This window comes from Stenotrophomonas sp. 3(2025), assembly GCF_052665395.1.
Map to the genome: position 1 here is coordinate 30,032 of NZ_JBQOIF010000005.1, position 21,406 is coordinate 51,437.

Annotated in this window: 23 protein-coding genes; 18 read left to right on the forward strand and 5 right to left on the reverse strand. The window is 67.1% G+C overall.

The features are described 5' to 3' along the window. Positions 1-40 precede the first annotated feature (40 nt). The 3 genes from ACUXVE_RS05415 to ACUXVE_RS05425 are packed head-to-tail and all read left to right on the forward strand — an operon-like array spanning position 41 to position 2,312. Positions 41-361, forward strand: a complete 321-nt coding sequence (locus ACUXVE_RS05415) for a DUF3649 domain-containing protein (protein ID WP_222390077.1) — start codon at positions 41-43, stop codon at positions 359-361. Further along, positions 358-1,986 carry a PepSY-associated TM helix domain-containing protein gene (locus ACUXVE_RS05420; protein WP_025875359.1) on the forward strand — a complete coding sequence of 543 codons (1,629 nt, stop codon included), beginning with the start codon at positions 358-360 and terminating at the stop codon, positions 1,984-1,986. Before ACUXVE_RS05415 ends, ACUXVE_RS05420 begins: the two co-directional genes overlap by 4 nt. Then, entirely contained in the window at positions 1,983-2,312 is a 330-nt protein-coding gene (locus ACUXVE_RS05425) for a DUF3325 domain-containing protein (RefSeq protein ID WP_032975662.1), read from the forward strand. Before ACUXVE_RS05420 ends, ACUXVE_RS05425 begins: the two co-directional genes overlap by 4 nt. Positions 2,313-2,466: 154 nt before the next feature. Here ACUXVE_RS05425 and rlmKL read toward each other — a convergent pair whose 3' ends face one another. Next, positions 2,467-4,605, reverse strand: a complete 2,139-nt coding sequence (rlmKL, locus tag ACUXVE_RS05430) for a bifunctional 23S rRNA (guanine(2069)-N(7))-methyltransferase RlmK/23S rRNA (guanine(2445)-N(2))-methyltransferase RlmL (RefSeq protein WP_222390079.1) — start codon at positions 4,603-4,605, stop codon at positions 2,467-2,469. Positions 4,606-4,749: 144 nt separating this feature from the next. Further along, entirely contained in the window at positions 4,750-5,277 is a 528-nt protein-coding gene (locus ACUXVE_RS05435; RefSeq protein WP_025875362.1) for an alpha/beta hydrolase, read from the reverse strand. Positions 5,278-5,349: 72 nt separating this feature from the next. Here ACUXVE_RS05435 and ACUXVE_RS05440 point away from each other — a divergent pair, with 72 nt between their 5' ends. After that, entirely contained in the window at positions 5,350-5,916 is a 567-nt protein-coding gene (locus ACUXVE_RS05440; RefSeq protein WP_093817788.1) for an N-acetylmuramoyl-L-alanine amidase, read from the forward strand. A 213-nt stretch (positions 5,917-6,129) separates the two neighbouring features. Here ACUXVE_RS05440 and ACUXVE_RS05445 read toward each other — a convergent pair whose 3' ends face one another. The 3 genes from ACUXVE_RS05445 to ACUXVE_RS05455 all read right to left on the reverse strand — a co-directional run bounded on the left by ACUXVE_RS05445 (position 6,130) and on the right by ACUXVE_RS05455 (position 8,660). Beyond that, the gene (locus tag ACUXVE_RS05445; RefSeq protein ID WP_093817787.1) at positions 6,130-7,029 is read right to left on the reverse strand and encodes a sulfurtransferase; all 900 of its coding nucleotides are present in this window, start codon (positions 7,027-7,029) and stop codon (positions 6,130-6,132) included. Then, positions 7,026-7,829, reverse strand: a complete 804-nt coding sequence (locus tag ACUXVE_RS05450; protein ID WP_093817786.1) for a CoA pyrophosphatase — start codon at positions 7,827-7,829, stop codon at positions 7,026-7,028. The genes ACUXVE_RS05445 and ACUXVE_RS05450 overlap by 4 nt, the downstream gene beginning before the upstream one ends. 129 nt (positions 7,830-7,958) lie before the next feature. Further along, on the reverse strand, positions 7,959-8,660 hold the full coding sequence (locus ACUXVE_RS05455; RefSeq protein ID WP_025875366.1) for an FKBP-type peptidyl-prolyl cis-trans isomerase N-terminal domain-containing protein: 702 nt from the start codon (positions 8,658-8,660) through the stop codon (positions 7,959-7,961). Positions 8,661-8,826: 166 nt separating this feature from the next. On the opposite strand from ACUXVE_RS05455, the gene ACUXVE_RS05460 reads away from it, so the two are divergent. From ACUXVE_RS05460 to ACUXVE_RS05525, 14 genes are all read left to right on the forward strand, one after another. Further along, a complete protein-coding gene (locus ACUXVE_RS05460; RefSeq protein ID WP_025875367.1) occupies positions 8,827-9,621 on the forward strand; it encodes an enoyl-CoA hydratase/isomerase family protein in 795 nt (264 codons plus the stop codon). Between the two features lie 4 nt (positions 9,622-9,625). Further along, positions 9,626-9,979, forward strand: a complete 354-nt coding sequence (locus tag ACUXVE_RS05465) for a hypothetical protein (RefSeq protein WP_445513961.1) — start codon at positions 9,626-9,628, stop codon at positions 9,977-9,979. After that, positions 9,979-10,668: an endonuclease III gene (gene nth / locus ACUXVE_RS05470; protein WP_222390089.1), complete on the forward strand. Its 690-nt coding sequence runs from the start codon at positions 9,979-9,981 to the stop codon at positions 10,666-10,668. The genes ACUXVE_RS05465 and nth overlap by 1 nt, the downstream gene beginning before the upstream one ends. 229 nt (positions 10,669-10,897) lie before the next feature. Beyond that, positions 10,898-12,109, forward strand: a complete 1,212-nt coding sequence (locus tag ACUXVE_RS05475) for an OprO/OprP family phosphate-selective porin (RefSeq protein ID WP_445513962.1) — start codon at positions 10,898-10,900, stop codon at positions 12,107-12,109. Positions 12,110-12,219: 110 nt separating this feature from the next. Next, positions 12,220-12,999, forward strand: coding sequence for a hypothetical protein (locus ACUXVE_RS05480; protein WP_445513963.1), 780 nt, complete (start codon positions 12,220-12,222; stop codon positions 12,997-12,999). A 136-nt stretch (positions 13,000-13,135) separates the two neighbouring features. Further along, positions 13,136-14,155, forward strand: coding sequence for a phosphate ABC transporter substrate-binding protein PstS (pstS, locus tag ACUXVE_RS05485; RefSeq protein ID WP_025875374.1), 1,020 nt, complete (start codon positions 13,136-13,138; stop codon positions 14,153-14,155). Positions 14,156-14,652: 497 nt separating this feature from the next. After that, positions 14,653-15,741 carry a phosphate ABC transporter substrate-binding protein PstS gene (pstS, locus tag ACUXVE_RS05490; protein WP_025875376.1) on the forward strand — a complete coding sequence of 363 codons (1,089 nt, stop codon included), beginning with the start codon at positions 14,653-14,655 and terminating at the stop codon, positions 15,739-15,741. 82 nt (positions 15,742-15,823) lie between these two features. Then, positions 15,824-16,792, forward strand: a complete 969-nt coding sequence (gene pstC, locus ACUXVE_RS05495) for a phosphate ABC transporter permease subunit PstC (RefSeq protein WP_140226733.1) — start codon at positions 15,824-15,826, stop codon at positions 16,790-16,792. Continuing rightward, positions 16,792-17,655 carry a phosphate ABC transporter permease PstA gene (gene pstA / locus ACUXVE_RS05500; RefSeq protein ID WP_132825510.1) on the forward strand — a complete coding sequence of 288 codons (864 nt, stop codon included), beginning with the start codon at positions 16,792-16,794 and terminating at the stop codon, positions 17,653-17,655. Before pstC ends, pstA begins: the two co-directional genes overlap by 1 nt. Before the next feature lie 19 nt (positions 17,656-17,674). Further along, positions 17,675-18,505: a phosphate ABC transporter ATP-binding protein PstB gene (pstB, locus tag ACUXVE_RS05505; RefSeq protein ID WP_025875381.1), complete on the forward strand. Its 831-nt coding sequence runs from the start codon at positions 17,675-17,677 to the stop codon at positions 18,503-18,505. 64 nt (positions 18,506-18,569) lie between these two features. Continuing rightward, positions 18,570-19,277 (forward strand): phosphate signaling complex protein PhoU, encoded by a 708-nt coding sequence (phoU, locus tag ACUXVE_RS05510; protein WP_049465163.1) that lies wholly within the window; start codon positions 18,570-18,572, stop codon positions 19,275-19,277. Positions 19,278-19,457: 180 nt separating this feature from the next. Beyond that, positions 19,458-19,808 (forward strand): HvfA family oxazolone/thioamide-modified RiPP metallophore, encoded by a 351-nt coding sequence (locus ACUXVE_RS05515; protein WP_025875386.1) that lies wholly within the window; start codon positions 19,458-19,460, stop codon positions 19,806-19,808. After that, positions 19,795-20,655, forward strand: a complete 861-nt coding sequence (locus ACUXVE_RS05520) for an HvfB family MNIO-type RiPP peptide maturase (RefSeq protein ID WP_222390095.1) — start codon at positions 19,795-19,797, stop codon at positions 20,653-20,655. Before ACUXVE_RS05515 ends, ACUXVE_RS05520 begins: the two co-directional genes overlap by 14 nt. Beyond that, positions 20,648-21,403 carry an HvfC family RiPP maturation protein gene (locus ACUXVE_RS05525; protein WP_222390097.1) on the forward strand — a complete coding sequence of 252 codons (756 nt, stop codon included), beginning with the start codon at positions 20,648-20,650 and terminating at the stop codon, positions 21,401-21,403. The genes ACUXVE_RS05520 and ACUXVE_RS05525 overlap by 8 nt, the downstream gene beginning before the upstream one ends. Positions 21,404-21,406 lie beyond the last annotated feature (3 nt).

A 21,406-nucleotide genomic window follows, 5' to 3' on the forward strand; every position in this document is an offset into this window, starting at 1 on the left:
GTTGCGCCGGCCTTCTCTTCATTCAACCTGCAGGACCGCCGTGGACCGCTCGCCCGCAACCGCCAGCCCCCGCCTCAGCACCTTCTTCGCCAACCCGCGATGGGGCGTGCTGTCCCGATCCCTTGCCTCCATCTTCGGCGGCTACGCGCTTGCCTCGATGACCACGGTGTTCTGTGCGCTGGCGCTGCCGGGCGCGCGCGGCCAGGCCGTGCTGACCGGCATGCTGCTGGCGATCCTGGTCGCCGCCTGCGCCGCGCTGTGGGCGTTCGCCACGCGCAGTGCGCTGCGTGCCTGGGTCGGCATTCTCGCCCCCACCCTGCTGTTGGCCGGCATTTCGCGCCTGCTGGGAGCGTGGGCATGAAGAATGGATTCCGCCAATCCATGGCCTGGCTGCATACCTGGACCGGCCTGCTGGTCGGCTGGCTGCTGCTGCTGATCTTCATGGCCGGCACCGCCAGCTACTACCGCGAGGAAATCAGCCGCTGGATGCGCCCGGAGCTGCCGCGCAGCACGGTCAGCACCGACGAAGCGGCGCAGCGCGCGGCCGACTACCTGCTGGCCAACGCACCACAGGCCGAGAGCTGGTTCGTCACCCTGCCGCAGCCACGCAATCCGGCCATGCAGATGTTCTGGCGGTTGCCGGCCGAGCTGGCCGACCCCAGCAAGGGCCGACGCGGCGCCTTCGGTGATGCCACCCTGGACCCGAACACCGGCACCGAGCTGAAGGCCCGCGAGACACGTGGCGGCGACTTCTTCTACCGCCTGCATTTCGACCTGCACTACATTCCCGTGCTGTGGGCGCGCTACCTGGTGGGCTTCTGCGCGATGTTCATGCTGGTGGCCATCATCACCGGCGTGATCACCCACAAGAAGATCTTCAAGGACTTCTTCACCTTCCGGAAGGACAAGGGCCTGCGTTCCTGGCTGGACTTCCACAACGTCAGCGCGGTGATGGCCCTGCCTTACCACGCGATGATCACCTACACCGGCATCGTCACGTTGATGATCATGTACCTGCCGTGGGGAGTGAACGTGGCGTACGGCACCGACCAGGATGCGTTCTACGCGGAGGCCTTTGGTGGCCTGCCCGAGGTCACCGCACCCGCCGAAGGCAAGGCAGCGCCCCTGCCGCTGCGGCAGCTGCTGGACAGTGCCCGCACGCATTGGCACGGCACCGAGGTCGCCGGTTTCAGCGTTGCCAATCCCGGTGCCGCCAATGCGGTGATCGACATCCGCCAGCGCGATGGCAAACGCCTGTCCATCGATACCCCGGCGCTGCGCTATGACATGGTCACTGGCGCGCTGCTGCAGGAAACGCCGCCTTCCGGTGGCGCCACCGCCACCCGTGGCGTGCTGTATGGCCTGCACCTGGCCCGCTTCGCCGATTGGGGCCTGCGCGCGTTGTTCTTCCTGTCCGGCCTGACCGGCTGCCTGATGGTGGCCAGCGGCGTGGTGCTGTGGGCGGTGAAGGAGCGGCCGAAGCATGCCAAGAGCGGTCGCACCGGCTTCGGCCTGCGCCTGGTCGATGCACTGAACATCGGCGCCGTGGCCGGTCTGCCGATCGCCTTTGCCGCCTATTTCTGGGGCAACCGCCTGCTGCCGCTGGGCTTGGCCGAGCGCTCCAACGCCGAAGCGAACGTGTTCTTCTACGCGTGGGGCGCCTCGCTGCTGGCAGCCTTCATCTGGCCCAAGCGGATGATGTGGGCGTGGCAGCTGTACATCGGCGCGGCCGCGTTCGCGCTGATTCCGGTAGTGAACGCGCTGACCACCCACGCGCACCTGGGCGTCACCTTGTTCAACGGTGACTGGGCATTGGCCGGTTTCGACCTGTCGATGATCGCCTTCGGCGCCATGCTGGCCCTGTGCGGCTGGCGCATGCAACGCTGGACGCCGCCGCTGACTGCCGCCGAGAAGAAGAAACGCGCGGCGGCCGCTGCAGCGACGAAGGCACCGGCCGATGCAGTGGAAGCGGAGGCCAGCGCATGATGCTGCTGGTACTGGGGTTGTCGTTCACGGCGTTCACCGCGCTGTCGCTGGCGATGGAAAAGCATCAGCAGGAACTGCACGGCAAATCCGCGGCATCACCGGCACGGCGCACGCAATGGCGGGTGCTGGGCTGGGTACTGCTGACGGTGGCTTTCGCACTGTGCGTGGTCGACCACGGCTGGGCGATGGGCCCGGTGCTGTGGCTCGGCGCGCTCACCCTGGGTGGAATCGTGCTGGCGTTCGCGCTGTACCCGTACCGGCCGAAATGGATCGCGCCGCTGGCGATCGCGTTGCCGGTGATCGGGCTGGTGGTGGCGCTGTTGTAACCCGTGCGGTGGGCCGCATCCACGCATGGCGTGGATCTACTACGGCTCTCATCCACGCATGGCGTGGATCTACCGGACCCACGCTCGCCGGGCATGGCCCGGCGCTACCGTTCTGCGCGCACGTGGGTAGCGCCGGGCCATGCCCGGCGACGCGTCACGCCAGGCGCTTCAGCTCCCACGCACGATGGATGCGCGCGTTGCGCTCGAAATCCGGGCCGATGGTGCTGGCGCTGATCTCGCGGCACTGGGCGAATTCGGCGATGGCGTTCTCTTCCAGCTTGAAGCGGCGGAAGTTGTTGGAGAAGTACAGCACGCCACCCGGCGCCAGTCGCGCGACGGCCGCACGCAGCATCTTCACCTGCTCGCGCTGTACGTCGAAGTCCTCGGCGCGGGCCGAGTTGGAGAACGTCGGCGGGTCGCAGAAGATCACGTCGTACTGGCCGCGATCGCCTTCCAGCCAGGCCATCGCATCGGCCTGCACCAGCAGGTGCTGATTGCCGCCCTGCCCGTTCAAGGCCAGGTTGTCGTAGCACCACTGCAGGTAGGTGGCCGACAGATCGACGCTGGTGGTGCTGGCCGCACCGGCCACCGCCGCCTGCACGCTGGCCACGCCGGTGTAGCAGAACAGGTTGAGGAAGCGCTTGCCGCGCGCCTGCTCGGCCATCAGCCGGCGCAGCGGGCGATGGTCGAGGAACAGACCGGTATCGAGATAGTCGAACAGGTTCACCTGCAGCAGCGCGTTGTTCTCGCGTACCACGAGGAACTCATCGCGCTGCTCGAAACGGCCGTACTTGCTGCCGCCCTTGCCACGTTCACGCGATTTCATCGATACCTGTTCCGGCGGCACGCCGAACACCTCGCGCGCAGCGGCCAGCAGTTCATTGCGGCGGCGGCGCACGTCGTTCTCGGGAATCGCGGCCGGTGCAGCGTATTCCTGCACATGCAGGAACGTGCGGCGCTGGCCGCCATCTTCCTCGTACACGTCGATGGCCGCTGCGTATTCCGGCAGATCGGCATCGTAGGCACGGAAACAGGTGATGCCTTCGCGCGCGCGCCAGCTCTTGAACTTCTTCAGGTTCTTGCGCAGGCGGTTGGCCACCATCTGCGCGCCTTCGCTCAGCTCGCGCACCTGTGCCGGGTCGCGGCCCGGCACCGCGATCGGATCGCAGACGATCAGTGCGCATTCCAGCGCACCATTGAACATCTGGTACTTCTTGCCCGCACGCAGGCCGGTGGCGAACGCCAGTTCGTCATTGCCGCACAGCAGGCTGGCGCGCCACTGCGGCACGGCCTTCTGCAGGGCATTGCCCAGCTTGCGGTACAGCGCCGGATCGGCGGCCAGGCGCTCGTCATACGGCGGGTTGCAGACCACCGCGCCGATCTCCTGCTCCGGGGTGGGCAGGTCAGCCACATCGGCGCGGGTGAAGCGGATGGCATGGGCGACGCCGGCAACTTCGGCGTTCTCGCGCGCGGCCTGGATCGCCACCGGGTCGATGTCGCTGCCGTGGATGACCGGCTTCAGCGCGGCAAGGCCGGTCGCTTCGCGATCACGCGCTTCGCTCTGGATGGTTTTCCAGGCAGCCTTGTCGAAGCCCAGCCAGCGGCTCGGCGGCAGGCTGCCATGGCGCATCAGGCCGGGGGCGACATCGGCCGCCATCAGCGCGCCTTCGATCAGCAGGGTGCCGCTGCCGCACATCGGGTCCAGCAGGCCGCCACCGGCAGCGTGCAGGCGCGGCCACTGTGCGCGCATCAGCAGCGCGGCAGCCAGGTTTTCCTTCAACGGCGCGTCATGCGCCGCACCGCGCCAGCCACGGCGATGCAGCGGGCCGCCGCCGAGGTCGATCGACAGCGAGGCGCGGCCCTTGCGCAGCGACAGGTTGACGCGCACGTCCGGCAGGTCGGTGTTGACCGAAGGGCGCTCCAGCCCTTCGTCACGCATGCGGTCGACGATGGCGTCCTTGATCCGCTGCGCGGCGAAACGGGCATGGGTGATCTTGTCGCCGGACACATGTGCGTCCACCGCTAGGGTCATCTCGGGCCTGATGTGTTCGTGCCACGGCAGCGCACGCACGCCGTCGTACAGCGCCTGCTCGTCCGGGCATTCGAATTCGTCGATCGGCCACAGCACGCGGCTGGCCAGCCGCGACCACATCACGATCCGCAGCGCCTGCTCCAGTTCGCCATCGGCGTTGACGCCGGCGATGGTGGCAGTGGCCTTTTCCAGGCCCAGGGCCGACAGCTCATCGGCAAGCAGGTATTCCAGGCCCTTGGCGCAGGAGACAAAAAATTTCACGGGATCGGTTCGCAGGTGGTCAGGCACGGCAGGGGGCCGGGCCATTCGGAAGGGAGGGCCGTGGACACGGCCGGCAGGCCCGCGCCGGGGGCGGCGGGGCTGCCATTGTAGTCAATGCGGGCGGGCGCGCCGTGCGCCCGGGCTTCACAGCTGCCGCAGCAGGCGCTCGAAGGCCTGCGCAGAGGCTTCCACGTGGTGCTCCAGGCGATGGCCATCGTCCACCAGCAGCAGCTGCGCCGAGCGCGCCTGCGCCCAGGCGATGACTCCGGCGGCCGGCACCACCTCGTCATGCCAGGCCTGCACCACCGTGGTCGGCACCGGCGCGGCATCCAGCGCCGGCATCGGTCCCATGGTGGTGGGCGGCACCATCAGGAACAGGCCGGCCACCGGCACCTGCAGCGAGGCGATGGCGGAGATGTAGGCGCCCAGGCTGGAGCCGGCCAGCACCACCGGCCCCTGCGCAGCGGCAGCGGCCGTGCGCTCGATCAGGCGTTGCAGGCGAGTGCGCACATCGCCAACGCGGCTGACCTGGCTCATCGCGTCCAGGTCGGTGTAATCGGGGCGCTCATGGGTCCAGCCCAGTCGCTCGGCGACTTCGGCCAGCGCGGTGACCTTGGTCGCCTCCGGGCCGCTCTCGAAGCCGTGGGACAGGATGCAGTGACCGCGGCTCATGCGTGCGCTCCCACGGAGCGGATCGACAGCAGAAGGGAAGGCAGTTTCATCCGGCAATGCTAGCATCGCCGCATGCCCAAACCGCTCCTGCCCGGCCTGCAGCTGCAGCCGTTGCCCTACCACGACCGCCTGCCACTGCGCGATCCATCCAGCCTGGCGATGGTGGTGATCCACTGCACCGAACTGCCCGACCTGGCGACCGCCCGGGAGTACGGCGAGCGCGTGCTGTACGACAGCGGCGCCGGCAACAGCGGGCATTTCTACATCGACCGCGACGGCAGCGTGGTGCAGTACGTGGCGCCGGAGCGCATCGCCCACCACGTGCGCGGCATGAATGCCGATACCGTGGGCATCGAACTGGTCAATTCGGGGCGCTACCCGCACTGGCTCGACAGCCGCCACCAGGCGATGGACGAGCCGTACACCGAAGCGCAGCTGCTGGCGCTGGAACAGCTGCTGCAGGCACTGGTGGCTCGTTACCCGTCGCTGCGGCGGATTGCCGGACATGACCAGTTGGACCTGGAGCAGGTGCCGGCCAGTGATGACCCGGCGGTGACCGTGGCGCGCAAGCGTGATCCGGGCCCGTTGTTCCCGTGGGCGCGGGTGCTGGCGAAGGTGCCGTTGCAGGGGTTGGGATGATGGGCAGGGCTGCGCCCTGGGTACACGCCATCGCATGCGCGCTGTCGCTCCCACGCTTCGCTGCGCGAAACGCGGGCCCCACTTACCAGCTCCCAGACCCCCGCCGCTTCGCGGCCGCCCCCTGACTCAGGGGGCTCTGCCCCAGAGATGAACCGGTGGCCAGCAGATCCACGCCATGCGTGGATGAACGTCAAATCGACCAACCCGCATTGCTCAGGCGCCGGTGGCGACCGGTCGGCTGCTGTCGCTGACCCAGCCACTCCAAGAGTCCGCGTAGATGCGTGCGCCGGACAGGCCCGCGCTTTCCATCGCCAGCAGCAGGTGGCAGGCGGTCACGCCCGAGCCGCACATCAGCACCACGCGTTGCGGGTCCTGGTTGCCGATCACGCCCTGCAACTCGGCACGCAGTTCCTGTGCATCGCGCAGGCGGCCGTCCAGCACGTTCAACGCGAACGGGCGATTGACCGCGCCCGGTACATGGCCGGCGACCGGGTCCAGCGGCTCCACCTCACCGCGGAACCGCTCGCCCGCGCGGGCATCGACCAGCCAGCCCGGCGCATGCTTGAGGCGTGATTCGATCTCGTCCGCGCTGGCGACCTGGCTGCCATCGAAGCGCCCCGGATACGCGGGCAACGCGGTGACCTCGCTGCTGCCGGTCGCCAGCGGCTGGCCGGCGGCCTGCCACGCGGCGATGCCGCCATCGAGTACGGCCACGTTCGCATGCCCTATCAGGCGCAGCAGCCACCACAGGCGCGCGGCGGCCATGCTGCCATCGCTGCCGTCATACACCACCACCTGCGTGTCGGTGCCGATGCCCCATTGCCCCAGTCGTGCGGCGAACGCATCGCTGTCGGGCAACGGGTGGCGGCCATGGCCTACCCGCGTCAGATCGGACAGGTCGCGGTTGAGATCGGCATGCACTGCGCCGGGAATGTGTCCCTGCGCGTAGAGGCTGTTGCCCGCCTGCGGGTCGGCAAGCGATGCACGCGCGTCGACCACGCGCACGGTACTGGCGGTCGCGCGGGCATCGACCACGCGTACCCCATCGCCCAAGGCCGCAGCCAGGGTCGCAACATCGACAAGGGTGGTCCACGGCGGGTCGATCGGCTTCATTGCACTTGCTCCAGGCGGCGACGCAGGTTGTACAGGATGGCCGCGGTGGCGCCCCAGATGCGCTGGCCGGGCCAGCCATATTCAAGGACATGGCGGACGCGGCCGCGATGGTTGATTTCGACCTGGCGCAGGTTGTCGGCGGCCATCAGATAGTCCAGCGGCACTTCGAACACCTCGGCCACTTCGCTGGGCTGCGGGACCGCCACGAACTCCGGATCGATCACTGCCACCACCGGGGTCACCCGGTAGCCGGTGATGGTCACGAACGGATCGAGATATCCCAGTGCCTGCACCTGTGTCGGCGCCAACGCGATTTCTTCCTGGCTTTCGCGCAGTGCGGCAGCCAGCGCATCGCGATCATCGGGCTCGGTACGGCCACCGGGGAAGCCAACCTGGCCACCATGTTGCCGCAGGGTTTCGGTACGCCGGGTCAGGATCACCTGCGCACCGTTGGCGCGCGGCACGATGCCAGCCAACACCGCCGCCTCGACCGGTGGGCCCGGAGGCAGCAGGTCATCCAGTTCACTGCGGTTCCAGCCGTCACCTGCCGGCGGTTCGGCCAGCGGATGCAGCGCGCGCAGCAGCCGCTCATGATCGGCCAACGACCCTCGCAGCGACTGCTGCAGCTGTTGGCGCAGGGGCAGCACACGCTGCAGGATATGGCTGCGTTCGCTGTCGCTCATCGACGACCACCGTGCGATTTCGTCGATATGCCGCCCGCACCCGGCGCAGAGCCGGTTGCGATCCAGCTTGCAGACGTTGATGCAGGGGCTTGCGACAGCACGCGCCGTTTCTTCCATTATTTGCACCGGTCAACAGTAGCGCGAATGGGCTGAATTTGGGATGGGCCCCGCACGGCTGCAGCGTGGTGCAGAAACAAAAACGCGCCGGTGGGTTCACCGGCGCGTTGATGTTGACGCTGTTTCTTCTTACTTGACGCTGATCAGCTTGATCTCGAACTGCACAGCCACGTTCGGCGGGAACGGGGTGCGCGGGTCGGCGCCGTAGGCCTGATCCGGCGGCAGCGAGACTTCCCACTTCGAGCCTGCCGGCATCTGCAGCAGGGTCTCACGCATGGCCTTCATTTCGACTTCGCTGACCTTGATCGACGGAATCTGCTGGGCCGGGCGGGCTTCGGTCGGGCGCTGGCCGTACGGGAACGGACCGGCCACTTCCAGCTGCACGGTGCTGGCCTGGGTCGGCTTGGCACCCTTGCCGGCTTCGATCACACGGTACTGAACGCCGCTCGGCAGGGTCTGCACGCCCGCCTTTGCCTTGTTCTGCGCCATGAACTGATCGCTCTTGGTCTTGTTTTCGGCAGCAGCCTTTTCGTACTCGGCCTTGGCGGCCTGGGCACGGCCCTGCTCGCGCTTCTGGAACGCTTCAACGGCCGGCTTCAGCTGCTCGGCGGTAATGGCCGGCTGCTTCTTGGCGTAGGCGTCCTGCAGGCCCTTCACCACCGAGTTGATGTCCAGCTGCTCACCGCGACCGGTCAGCTCCGCCAGGTTGTTGCCGTAGTCGTAACCGAAGTAGTAGCTCAGCTTGCCCTTCTCGGACGCGATGTCCTGGGCGAAGGCATTGCCCGTCAGGGCCAGGGCCGCGACGGCGACCGCGATAGAACGCAACTTCATCAAACAGTTCTCCAGGGGTGGTAACTCAGGGACGTTCTGCGCCGCCCTGAGGCGACGGGTTAGGATAACGGCCACAACGTGTAACCGCTACTCACCACGCAGGCTATGACCTGTCTGCGTTTACAGAGTTCAATCTCACTTTTTTTTAACGTTCCAGGAGTTTCCCGTGGTCGAGGCCCCCGCTCCCCACCCGGTCGACGTCAGCGATGATGGCGCCGTCCGCACCATTACCGTGCAACGCCCGGACAAGCTCAACGCCCTCAACGCCGCCACCCTGCAGGCCTTGGCCGAGGCGTTTGGCGACGCCGCCGCCGACCCGGCGGTACGGGTGGTGGTGCTGACCGGGGCTGGCCCCAAGGCGTTCGTGGCCGGGGCCGACATCGCCGAAATGAACACCTTGAGCGCGGTTCAGGGACGTGATTTTTCCCTGCTCGGGCAGGCCCTGATGCGCCGAATCGAACGCATGCCCAAGCCGGTGATCGCCCGGGTGAACGGATTTGCGCTGGGCGGCGGGCTGGAACTGGCCATGGCCTGCCATCTGCGCATCGCCGCCGATTCGGCCAAAGTCGGCCAGCCGGAGATCAATCTCGGCCTGATTCCCGGCTTCGGCGGCAGCCAGCGCCTGCTGCGCCTGTGTGGCCGCGCGGCCACGCTGGAACTGTGCCTGCTGGGCACCCCGATCGACGCCGCACGCGCACTGGCCCTGGGCATCGTCAACGAAGTGGTACCCGCCGCCGAGCTCGACGCCCGCGTGCAGGCCCTGGCCCGGCAGCTGGCACAGTCGGCGCCGCTGGCGCTGCGTGGCCTGCTCGACGCGGTACACGTGGGCGGCGAATGCAGCCTGGAAGCCGGCCTGGAATACGAAAGTGCGCAGTTCGGCCTGCTGTTCGCCACCGAGGACATGCGCGAAGGCACCAGCGCCTTCCTGCAGCGCCGTCCCCCCGCCTTCCAGAACCGCTGACGCCATGGCATCCCGACCCAACCCCGTGCTGCTGTTCGCCCGGGTCCAGGCAGACGATCCCGATGGTGCGCTGCAGGCTGGACTGATGGACTACGTCGTGAGGGCTGGCGATGAGCGGCTGCTGCCCGATCATCCGGACCTGCCCGAGCGCCTGTGCCAGATGCAGTTGCAACTGCAGCGTGCATGGGCGGCGCGCGAACGTTTCCGCGCACGCGCCGTGCGCCTTGCCCGCCGCGAGGCCGAGCGTGATGCGCGGCGGACGCCCGCGCCGGCACCGGACGTCAAACCCGCCCTGCCTGCCGCCGCGGCCGCCATCCTCGCCCGGGCCAAGGCCCGCGCCGCCGGCAAGGAGCAGTAATGGCGACCGCGAAGAAGACCGCGCGCGCACCTGCGCGCCGCGGCAGTACGATGCCGCGTGCCGACGTGGTGGAAATGTTCACCCGCCTGCGCGAGCTCAACCCGCACCCGAAGACCGAGCTGGAATACAGCTCGCCGTTCGAACTGCTGGTGGCGGTCGCGCTGTCTGCACAGGCCACCGACGTCGGCGTCAACAAGGCCACCCGACGCCTGTTCCCGGTTGCCAACACGCCGGCGAAGATCCTCGCGCTGGGCGAAGAGGGACTGAAGAAGTACATCGCCACCATCGGTCTGTTCAACGCCAAGGCGAAGAACGTGATCGCCACCTGCGCGCTGCTTCTTGAGAAGCACGGTGGCCAAGTGCCACGCGATCGCGACGCACTGGAAGCCCTGCCCGGTGTCGGCCGCAAGACCGCCAACGTGGTGCTCAACACCGCCTTCGGCGAACCGGTGATGGCGGTGGACACGCACATCTTCCGTGTCGCCAACCGCACTGGACTTGCGCCCGGAAAGAACGTGCGCGAGGTTGAAGATCGACTGGTCAAAGCGATTCCCGCCGAGTTCCTGCTCGACGCGCACCACTGGCTGATCCTGCACGGCCGGTACGTGTGCAAAGCGCGCAAACCGGATTGCCCGGGCTGCGTGATTGCCGACCTGTGCCGGTTCAAGGACAAGACACCCGCGGAGTGACGGCGCCATCCACGCATGGCGTGGATCTACTGGAAAATCCATCCACGCATGGCGTGGATCTACTGCAACCGGGGCGCAATCCGCGCGTCATACGTAACCGGTTTCAATGGCAGGCCCAGCCGTGACGGGGCCTGCGGCGGATCGCCGCCGTGCGCGAACTGTCACATTTACGCAATCTTCACGTTTTAGCCTGCGCGCATCTTCCCACCTGCCTGCAAGGCTCCTCTCCATGAAACTGCATCACCAGCTCCTGACGATCGCCGTGGCTGCTGCGCTGTACGTGCCGGCCGCCCACGCCGAAGTCGCCATCGATGTGATCGGCGGTTCGGAAATCACCTTCGAAGGCCTGGTCCAGGCCGACGGCAACTGGTACGACAATGACGTCGTGGACCTCAACGGCGGTGACGCCGGCAACGGCAAGAACAGCGAATTCGAACTGCGTCGCGCCGAGCTGGTGCTGAAGGGCAAGGGCCCGGGCAACGTGGAATGGGTCGTGGGCTACGACGCCAAGGCCGACAAGTTCCTCGACACCAACGTGAAGTACAAGCTGCTGGGCAACGCCAACCACTTCATCCAGGTCGGCCAGTTCAAGCAGCCCAACAGCCTGGAAGAACTGTCCAGCACCAAGAACAACGACTTCATCTCCAAGGCTGCGGTCACCAACACCTACGCTGTCGCCCGGCGCCTGGGCGGTGCCTACAGCTACGGCCAGGACAACTGGTCGGTCACCGCCAGCGCCTTCGGCCGCGAACTGACCCGCAACCTGGCCCACGGCAGCGGCTACGGCGCACGTGGCACCTGGGCACCGATCAACGAGAAGGGCCAGGTCCTGCACTTCGGCCTGAGCTACGTCGACTACGACACCGACGCGGACACCCTGCGCGTGCGTGCCCGCCCGAACGCCGACCTGGCCACCGCGCGCCTGGTCGACAGCGGCAACCTGGTCGACACCGACCGCGTCAGCACCATCGGCGCCGAAGCGATGTACTTCCAGGGCCCGTTCAAGGCCCAGGCCGAGTACTACACCAGCAAGGCCAAGCGCCTGGCCAACGACAACTACACCAGCGACGGCTACTACGTCAGCGGCGTGTGGAATGTCACCGGCGAAAGCTGGAGCTACAAGGGCGGCACCCCGGGCACCGGCCTGCCGAACAACCCGGCCGGCGGCCAGTGGCAGCTGGGCGTGCGTTATGACCACATGGATCTGAACGACGGCAACCTCGCCGCCAACGCGGTGGCCGGCCGTCCGCCGATCGTCGATGGCGTGCTCGGCGGCAAGATGGACATCTGGACCGTCGGCGCGAACTGGTACTGGCGCTCGAACTTCAAGCTGATGCTCAACTACGTGATGGTCGACAGCAAGAAGTACAGCTCGACCGCCCGTGGCTTCGTCAACGACGATCCGAACATCCTGGAAGCCCGCGCGCAGTTCTTCTGGTAAGCCCGGAAGCACGCGGTCGAACGAAGGCACGGCCCAGGCCGTGCCTTCGTCGTTGTGGGCAGGCGGTGGCCGCGCGATGATGCCCTGCCCTGTCGACAAGGACCTTCGGGATGCCTTCTCCCCTCCGCCTGCGCCGCCTGCTTTGCAGTGTCCTGCTCGCTGCCCTGCCCGCCACTGCGTTCGCCTGTGACGATGCGGATGCCGTGCGCGAGGCCGCGTACCGGCAGTTGCCGGCCGGCGCCCTGCCGGTCACGGCACGTTTCACCGATGCGGACAGCACGGCCTGCCGTGCGTGGCCGGCACAACCCGGCACGACCCTGCTGGCCGTCGCGCAATGGACCGCCCCCGCCTCGGAAGACGTGCGCGGTGGCGACCTGGACCTGTTGCTGATCGATACCGCCAGTGGCAGGCCACTGGCCTGGACCCGCGTGGCCGACGCGGTCAGCAGTGATGCGCTGCGTTTTACCGGCCTGCGCCTGGACACGGCGCGCTGGCAGCTGGATCCGGCCACCCGCGCATTCGGCGTGCGCATGGACTACAACGGCAGCTCAGGCCCCAACCCGTTCGCGCAGACCGAACTGCAGTTGTTCGTACGCGAGGGCCGGCAGCTGCGCCGGGTGCTTGCCCCGCTGGCCGTCAGTGGCAGTCGCGGCGAATGGGATACGCGGTGCGCCGGCGAGTTCAGCCGCTTCGAGCGCACGCTGGAAATGGGCAGTGCCAATGCCGCTGGCCTGGCGCCGATCGTGGTGCGCGAAAAGCGCACCGATACGATCAGCGTCGCCGCCGGTGACGACTGCCATGCCACCGACACGACGGCACCCGCACAGCGCTGGACACTGCAGCCCCGCGACGGTCGCTATGCCGTTCCGGAGGCCCTGCGCGGGCTCTGAAGGGCGGGCTTGGGCACCGCCATGACGGCTGTCACGTTCGCGTCATATGACAGACGCGGGCGTGTCATGGAACCGTTATGGAATGTGCACCGAAACGTCGGGCAGCCGCCCCTCGACCACCCCAGGAGTCTCTCCCGTGATCCACGCCTTCAAGTCGCGCGCCGCCGTCGCCATTCTGGCCGCGTCGTCCGTGTTCGCCGCCAACGCCGCCGATGTCACCGGCGCGGGCGCCTCGTTCATCTACCCGGTGATGTCCAAGTGGTCGGCCGACTACAGCACCGCCACCGGCAAGAAGGTCAACTACCAGTCGATCGGTTCCGGCGGTGGTATCGCCCAGATCAAGGCAGCGACCGTGGACTTCGGTTCGTCCGACGCGCCGTTGAAGCCGGAAGAGCTGGCTGCCGCCGGCCTGGCCCAGTTCCCGTCGGTGATCGGTGGCGTGGTGCCGGTGATCAATGTTGCTGGCGTCGCCCCCGGCGCGCTGAAGCTGGACGGCCCGACCCTGGCCAACATCTTCCTGGGCAAGATCACCACCTGGAACGACCCGGCCATCGCCGCCCTCAACAGTGGCCTGACCCTGCCCAGCGGCAAGATCACGATCGTTCATCGTTCGGACGGCTCGGGCACCACCTTCAACTTCGTCAACTACCTGTCCAAGGTCAGCCCGGAGTGGAAGAGCAAGGTCGGTGAAGGCACTTCGGTACAGTGGCCGGCCGGCATCGGCGGCAAGGGCAACGAAGGCGTTGCTGCCTACGTGAAGCAGATCAAGGGCGGCATCGGCTACGTCGAACTGTCCTACGCGCTGCAGAACAAGATGTCCTACGCGGCGATGAAGAATGCGGCCGGCAAGATCGTGCAGCCGTCGGACGCCTCGTTCTCGGCCGCTGCGGCCAGCGCCGACTGGGCCAACGCCCGTGACTTCTACCTGGTGATGACCAACGCCCCGGGCGCTGATGCATGGCCGATCACTGCCACCAACTTCATCCTGGTGCGCAAGCAGCCGAAGAACGTGGCGGGCGCCAAGGCCACGCAGGAGTTCTTCCGCTGGGTCTACAAGAATGGCGATGCGCAGGCCAAGCAGCTGGACTACGTGCCGCTGCCGGACGCGCTGGTGCGCCAGATCGAGACCTACTGGACGCAGAACCTGAAGTACTGAGTTCGTTGCAAGGCGTTCCCCCGCAGGAACGGGGCCGGCGGGTCCTCTCTCCCCCGCCGGCCCCACCGGGCGCTGGATCCTTCGGGGTCCGGCGCTCTTCTTTTCTGCAGGGTTGTCTGCTGCGGTTGGTCGTGAAAGGCGCTGCGCCTCCTCGAATGTGGCATAGCGGCGATGGGCCGGGCTGCGCATGACACGCCGCAAGTACCTCCTTGCAGGCTCGGCCCAACGCCGCCTGATGGTTCATCGGGGGCGCGGTGGGGTCATGGGAGGCAAGGAGCGGGGGCAACGGTTGCCCGGCCCTCCGCCACGCCGGGGACCGCGCACAAGCGCAGTTGGGGCTGTCAGCCGACCCGGTAGCCAACCGTGAATCCCGCGAAACCCTTGCCAGAACGTGATCCAGGACACCTCTGTCATGGACGTCATACGGCTGTAACAAAAACATCATTTCATAGCCGCATCCGCCGACACCGTCGGCTCTACCCCGCTATGGAGTGACCATGAAACTGCACTCGGCCAGCCTTGCCGCCCTTTCCCTGGCCATCGCCCTGGGCCTGTCTGCCTGCGGTGGCGACAAGCAGGCCGCACAGCAGCCGGCCGCTGACGGCGCCGCTGCTCCGGCCGCTGCCGGCGACAAGGTGACCGCTGAGGTCTCCGGTGCCGGCGCCTCCTTCATCTTCCCGCTGGTGTCCAAGTGGTCGGCCGACTACAACACCGCCACCGGCGCGAAGATCAACTACCAGTCGATCGGTTCCGGTGGTGGCATCGCCCAGATCAAGGCCGGCACCGTTGATTTCGGTTCGTCCGACAAGCCGCTGAGCAGCGACGAGCTGGCCCAGGCCGGCCTGGCCCAGTTCCCGTCGGCCATCGGCGGCGTGGTGCCGGTGGTCAACATCGACGGCCTGGAAGCCGGCAAGCTGCGCCTCAGCGGCGCCCTGCTCGCCGACATCTTCCTGGGCAAGGTCAAGACCTGGAACGACCCGGCCATCGTCGCCGCCAACCCGGGCGTGACCCTGCCGGACGGCAAGATCACCATCGTCCACCGTTCGGATGGTTCGGGCACCACCTTCAACTTCTCCAACTACCTGTCCAAGGTCAGCCCGGAGTGGAAGAGCAAGGTCGGCGAAGGCACCTCGGTGCAGTGGCCGGACGGCGTGGGTGGCAAGGGCAATGAAGGCGTTGCTTCCTACGTGAAGCAGATCAAGGGCTCGATCGGCTACGTCGAACTGGCCTATGCCCTGCAGAACGCGATGCCGTACACCTCGCTGCAGAACGCGGCCGGCACCTGGGTGCAGCCGAACGCTGAAACCTTCGCCGCCGCTGCCGCCAGCGCCGACTGGGCCAGCGCCAAGGACTTCAACCTGGTCATCACCAACGCCCCGGGCGAGCAGGCGTGGCCGATCACCGCCACCAACTTCATGCTGATGCAGAAGAAGCCGAAGGATGCCAAGCGCAACCAGGATGCGCTGGCCTTCTTCAAGTGGGCCTTCGAAAGCGGCCAGACCCAGGCCAACGAACTGCACTACGTGCCGCTGCCGGCCGAGCTGGTCAAGCAGATCGAAGCCTACTGGGCGACCGAACTGAAGTGATGGACCCGACGGTGCCCGCCACGTGCGGGCACCGTCTCCTGCACATCGTGCTGCCCCGCCCCTTCCTGGCCCTGCCGTCCCCATGAATGCCATCGCCCAGCCTGTAGCCGCCCCGTCCACGCGTGACATGCGTGATGCCCGCAACGACAAACTGTTCCGATGGGTGCTGGTCGGCACCGTCATCTTCGTCCTGATCGCGCTGGCCTGCGCCGCACTGTCGATGCTGTGGGGTGGTCGCCACGCTCTGCAGATGCAGGGCCTGAGCTTCTTCTTCTCCTCCGACTGGAATCCGGTCGAAAACAAGTTCGGCGCCCTCGCCCCGATCTACGGCACCCTGGTCACCGCCCTGATCGCGATGGTCATCGCCGTACCGGTCAGCTTCGGCATCGCCTTCTTCCTCACCGAAGTGGCACCGCGCTGGCTGCGTGGCCCGGTTGGTACCGCCATCGAACTGCTGGCGGGCATTCCCTCGATCATCTACGGCATGTGGGGCCTGTTCGTGCTGGTGCCGGTGATGACCGAGTACGTCACCCCGTTCCTCAACGAAACCTTGGGCGAATGGCCGATCATCGGCCCGGTGTTCCAGGGCCCGCCGCTGGGCATCGGCATGCTCACCGCCGGCTTCGTGCTTGCGATCATGGTCATCCCGTTCATCTCCTCGGTGATGCGCGAAGTGTTCCTGACCGTGCCGACCCGCCTGAAGGAATCGGCCTACGCTCTGGGTTCCACCAAATGGGAAGTGAGCTGGGACATCGTGCTGCCCTACACCCGCTCGGCGGTGATCGGTGGCGTGTTCCTCGGCCTGGGCCGCGCACTGGGCGAGACGATGGCAGTGGCCTTCGTGATCGGCAACAGCGTGCGCCTGTCGCCGTCGCTGCTGGAACCGGGCACCACCATCGCCGCACTGATCGCCAACGACTTCGGCGAAGCCACTGAAACCTACCGCTCGGCGTTGCTGCTGCTCGGCTTCGTCCTCTTCATCGTCACCTTCGTGGTGCTCGCCATCGCCCGCCTGATGCTGATGCGCCTGTCCCGCAAGGAGGGCAACTGATGTCCAGCACCGCTGACTCCCTGTACCTGCGCCGCCGCATCGGCAATGTCATCGCCATCGCGCTGTCTTGCGCCACCGCGCTGTTCGGCCTGTTCTTCCTCGGCTGGATCCTGTTCACCCTGGCCTCCAAGGGCCTGGCCGGCATCAACCTGGATCTGTTCACCAGGATGACACCGCCGCCGATGCAGGAAGGCGGCCTGGCCAACGCCTTCTTCGGCAGTGCGGTGATGTGTGCGCTGGCAATCGGCATCGGCACCCCGCTGGGTGTGCTGGCCGGCACCTGGCTGGCCGAGTACGGCAACGCCCGCAAGGCCGGCACCGTGGTCCGCTTCGTCAACGACATCCTGCTGTCGGCCCCGTCCATCGTGCTGGGCCTGTTCGTCTACACCCTGTACGTGATGCAGACCGGCGGCAGCTTCTCCGCCTTCGCCGGTGCACTGTCGCTGGCCTTCATCGTGCTGCCGGTGGTGGTGCGTACCACCGACGAGATGCTGCGCCTGGTGCCTTCGCAGATGCGCGAAGCCGCGCTTTCGCTGGGCATTCCGCAGTGGAAGGTGATCGTGCAGGTGCTGTACCGCAGTGCCTCGGCCGGCATCATCACCGGCATCCTGCTGGCGCTGGCCCGCATTTCCGGCGAGACCGCACCGCTGCTGTTCACCGCCTTCGGCAACCAGTACTGGAACAGCAACGTGTTCCAGCCGATGGCCTCGGTGCCGGTGGTGATGAACCAGTTCGCCGGCAGCCCGTACGAATCCTGGCAGGTGCTGGCCTGGGCCGGCGCGCTGGTGCTGACCGTGTTCGTGCTGCTGGTCAGCCTCTCTGCGCGCGGCATCCTGCTGCGCAACCGTATCTCCCATGACTGACCTTTCCGTGGATACCGCCATGAACGACCTTTCCAACGCCGTGCCGATGCAGCGCATCGTCGTGCCGGCCTCGCACGAGAACCTGCACGCTCCGGCCCCGGTCAAGCTCGCCGCGCGTGGACTGGACTTCTACTACGACAAGTTCCACGCCCTGAAGGGCATCAACCTGGAGATCCCGGAAAAGCGCGTGACCGCGCTGATCGGTCCCTCCGGTTGCGGCAAGTCGACCCTGCTGCGCATCTTCAACCGCATCTACGCGCTGTATCCGAAGCTGGAAGCGCGCGGTGAGGTGATCCTCGACGGCGAGAACATCCTGTCGCCGAAGTACCCGATGAACCGCCTGCGCAGCAAGGTCGGCATGGTGTTCCAGAAGCCGGTGCCGTTCCCGATGACCATCTTCGAGAACGTGGCCTACGGCATCCGCCACCACGAGAAGCTGTCCAAGGCGGACATGGCCGACCGTGTCGAGCACGCGCTGCGCCAGGGCGCGCTGTGGGACGAAGTGAAGGACAAGCTCAACCAGAGCGCTCTGGGCCTGTCCGGTGGCCAGCAGCAGCGTCTGTGCATCGCCCGTGCCGTGGCCCTGCGCCCGTCGGTGCTGCTGCTGGACGAGCCGACCTCGGCGCTGGACCCGATCTCCACCAGCCGCATCGAGCAGCTGGTGGAAGAGCTCAAGCACGAGTACACCATCGTGATCGTCACCCACAACATGCAGCAGGCCGCGCGCGTGTCCGATTACACCGCCTTCATGTACCTGGGCGACCTGATCGAACACGACCGCACCGAAGTGATCTTCTCGCAGCCGTCCAAGCAGCAGACCGAGGATTACATCACCGGCCGGTTCGGCTGATCGGCGCTGACGCTTCGCCACCTGTCCCAGCCAGGCGCGCCTGGCTCTACCTGGATTGCAGAACATGAACCTTCCCAACGACCACATCGTCAAAAGCTACGACGAAGAGCAGCAGCGCCTGGTGGCCGAGATCGTGCGCATGGGCGAGATGGCCGTCGCCCAGCTGGAGGCGTCGATGGACGTCATCGAGAAGCGCGATGAGAACGCCGCCCATCGCATCATCGCCAACGACGAAGCGATCGATGCGCTGGAACAGCAGATCAGCCACGACGTGATGCGCCTGGCGCTGCGTGGCCCGATGGCCCGCGACCTGCGCGAGATCCTCGCCGGCCTGCGCATTCCGGCCGATATCGAACGCATTGGCGACTACGCGGCCAACGTCGCCAAGCGCTCGATCGCGCTGGGCAAGGTGCCACCGCTGCCGCAGATCCAGGGCCTGCGCGCCCTCGGCCGCCTGGCCGCACAGCAGGTCCGCCGCGCCATCGCCGCCTACCGCGACAACGACGCCGATGCCGCGCTGGAACTGCGCGAGGACGACGCCCGCCTGGATGCGCAGTACACCGCGCTGTTCCGCGAGCTGCTGACCTACATGATGGAAGACCCGCGCAACATCACCCCGTGCACCCACCTGCTGTTCATGGCCAAGAACCTGGAGCGCGTGGGCGACCATGCCACCAACATCGCCGAGAACGTGTGGTTCCTGGTGCACGGCGAACAGCCGCTGCCGCCGCGCCAGAAGCGCGACGAGACCTCCAGCGCGGGCGATATCTGATACTGCACTGCAACACCGGATTCGACTCCAGGGTGGCCGCTGTCCTCGTGACAGCGGCCTTTTTGCTGGCGCTGTAATACTTCTCACGAAAATTTGAATTCCCGGCGAGGATTCGTTGAGTAGGATCGCTGCACCATCGCTTCACCACGGGCACCCGCCCACCACCCAGGAGCACGACCGATGAGCACCTCCAACAAGACGCTGTCCCTGCTGACCGCCACCGCCCTGGCCGCAGGCCTCGGCATGACCGCCTCCGCTTCGGCCCTGAGCATGACCGACCTCGCCCAGGGCTACCTGGTGGCCGGCCAGGCCGCCAAGGCCACCGACGCGAAAGCGACCGATGCAAAATCCGCCGACGCGGCCAAGCATGCCGAAGGCAAGTGTGGCGCCGACGGCAAGAGTGCTGAAGGCAAGTGCGGCGGCGACAAGGGCAAGGCAGCGGCCGGTGCGGACACCAAGGCCAAGACCGGCGGCGACAAGAAGTCGGCCGAAGGCAAGTGCGGCGAAGGCAAGTGCGGTGGCAAGCACTGACGTCCGCGCCGGCGTCGTCCACCCGCGGTCGCCGCTTCCTGCGGCGGCCGTGGGCCTGGGCCTGCGCCGTGCCCTGCTGCAGGACCTGCGCGATGCACCGGCCGGCGATTTCGATTTCCTCGAATGCGCGCCGGAGAACTGGATCGGTGTCGGTGGTCCCGCAGGTGACGCGTTGGCCGAACTGGCGGCGCGCCATCCGCTGAGCTGCCACGGCCTGTCATTGTCGCTGGGCGGCAGTGCCCCCCTGGATACCCAGCTGCTGGCCCAGGTCGGTACGTTCCTGCAACAGCATCAAGTGCCGCTGTACAGCGAACACCTGAGCTACTGCAGCGACGAAGGCCACCTGTACGACCTGCTGCCGATTCCATTCACCGATGAAGCGGTACGCCACACCGCTGCCCGCATCGCCCGGGTGCAGGACATTCTCGGCCGTCGCATCGCCGTGGAAAACGTGTCGTACTACCTGGCGCCGGACCCGACGATGGACGAACTGGCCTTCACCACTGCCGTACTGGCCGAGGCCGACTGTGATCTGCTGCTGGACGTCAACAACGTCTACGTCAATGCCTGCAACCATGGCTACGACGCCGATGCCTTCATCGCCGGCCTGCCCGCACAACGCATCGTCTGCCTGCACGTGGCCGGGCACCTGGACGAGGCGCCGGACCTGAAGATCGACACCCATGGCAGCCCGGTGATCGACCCGGTGTGGGACCTGCTGGCACGCACCTACGCCCGTATCGGCCCACGCCCCACCCTGCTCGAACGCGACTTCAATTTCCCGCCCTACGCCGAGCTGCGGGGCGAACTGCAGACCATCCACCGCCTGCAGGCCGCCCATGGCTGACGCCCCCGAACGCCTGCGTGCGCAGCAGCACGCGTTCACCGCGCACCTGCGCGACCCGGCGCAGGTACCGGCGCCGCCCGGCATGGACCCGCGTCGAGTGGCCGTGTACGAACGCCTGCTGTTCAACAATCTGCTGGGATTGTTGAGTAATGGCTTCCCGGTCTGCGTACGCCTGCTGGGCGAACCGGACTGGCGTGCACTGGTGCGCCACTATTTCGCCAGCCACCATTGCCACACCCCGTTGTTCACCGAACTGGCTGCCGAGTTCGTGCAGTGGCTGCAGGTGCAGCCGGAGCTGCCGCATCCGGCGCTTGCCGAACTGGCCCACTACGAGTGGGTGGAGACCGCGCTGTACCAGCTGCAGGCCGATCCGCTGCCGGAACCGGGCGACATCGATCCGCTGCAGGTGCCGCTGCGCCGCTCACCGCTGGCCTGGCCGCTGCTGTACCGCTGGCCGGTGCATCAGCTGGGTAGCGAGGATGCACCGTCGCAACCACCGGCAGAGCCCACCGGCCTGCTGGTGCGGCGCGATGCTGATGGCGCGGTGCGATTTGCCACCCTGACCAGCCTCGCAGTGCATCTGCTGACCCTGATCGGCGAGTCCCCCGGGGCCACCGGCCAACAACAGCTGCAGCAACTGGCCGCCCTGCACCACCTCGATCCTGGGACATTGGCCGCCCCTGGCGCGCAACTGCTGCAGCAGTTCCTGCGTGCTGGCGTGATCGGTCCGCTCCCCGCTTCACCCTGACGC

Excerpts from the sequence above, each read along its gene's own strand:
- ACUXVE_RS05420 (WP_025875359.1), top strand. The coding sequence starts at position 358 with ATGAAGAATGGATTCCGCCAATCCATGGCCTGGCTGCATACCTGGACC.
- ACUXVE_RS05425 (WP_032975662.1), top strand. The coding sequence starts at position 1,983 with ATGATGCTGCTGGTACTGGGGTTGTCGTTCACGGCGTTCACCGCGCTG.
- ACUXVE_RS05435 (WP_025875362.1), bottom strand. The coding sequence starts at position 5,277 with ATGAGCCGCGGTCACTGCATCCTGTCCCACGGCTTCGAGAGCGGCCCG.
- ACUXVE_RS05440 (WP_093817788.1), top strand. The coding sequence starts at position 5,350 with ATGCCCAAACCGCTCCTGCCCGGCCTGCAGCTGCAGCCGTTGCCCTAC.
- ACUXVE_RS05445 (WP_093817787.1), bottom strand. The coding sequence starts at position 7,029 with ATGAAGCCGATCGACCCGCCGTGGACCACCCTTGTCGATGTTGCGACC.
- ACUXVE_RS05450 (WP_093817786.1), bottom strand. The coding sequence starts at position 7,829 with ATGGAAGAAACGGCGCGTGCTGTCGCAAGCCCCTGCATCAACGTCTGC.
- ACUXVE_RS05455 (WP_025875366.1), bottom strand. The coding sequence starts at position 8,660 with ATGAAGTTGCGTTCTATCGCGGTCGCCGTCGCGGCCCTGGCCCTGACG.
- ACUXVE_RS05465 (WP_445513961.1), top strand. The coding sequence starts at position 9,626 with ATGGCATCCCGACCCAACCCCGTGCTGCTGTTCGCCCGGGTCCAGGCA.
- nth (WP_222390089.1), top strand. The coding sequence starts at position 9,979 with ATGGCGACCGCGAAGAAGACCGCGCGCGCACCTGCGCGCCGCGGCAGT.
- ACUXVE_RS05475 (WP_445513962.1), top strand. The coding sequence starts at position 10,898 with ATGAAACTGCATCACCAGCTCCTGACGATCGCCGTGGCTGCTGCGCTG.
- ACUXVE_RS05480 (WP_445513963.1), top strand. The coding sequence starts at position 12,220 with ATGCCTTCTCCCCTCCGCCTGCGCCGCCTGCTTTGCAGTGTCCTGCTC.
- pstS (WP_025875376.1), top strand. The coding sequence starts at position 14,653 with ATGAAACTGCACTCGGCCAGCCTTGCCGCCCTTTCCCTGGCCATCGCC.
- pstC (WP_140226733.1), top strand. The coding sequence starts at position 15,824 with ATGAATGCCATCGCCCAGCCTGTAGCCGCCCCGTCCACGCGTGACATG.
- pstA (WP_132825510.1), top strand. The coding sequence starts at position 16,792 with ATGTCCAGCACCGCTGACTCCCTGTACCTGCGCCGCCGCATCGGCAAT.
- pstB (WP_025875381.1), top strand. The coding sequence starts at position 17,675 with ATGAACGACCTTTCCAACGCCGTGCCGATGCAGCGCATCGTCGTGCCG.
- phoU (WP_049465163.1), top strand. The coding sequence starts at position 18,570 with ATGAACCTTCCCAACGACCACATCGTCAAAAGCTACGACGAAGAGCAG.
- ACUXVE_RS05515 (WP_025875386.1), top strand. The coding sequence starts at position 19,458 with ATGAGCACCTCCAACAAGACGCTGTCCCTGCTGACCGCCACCGCCCTG.
- ACUXVE_RS05525 (WP_222390097.1), top strand. The coding sequence starts at position 20,648 with ATGGCTGACGCCCCCGAACGCCTGCGTGCGCAGCAGCACGCGTTCACC.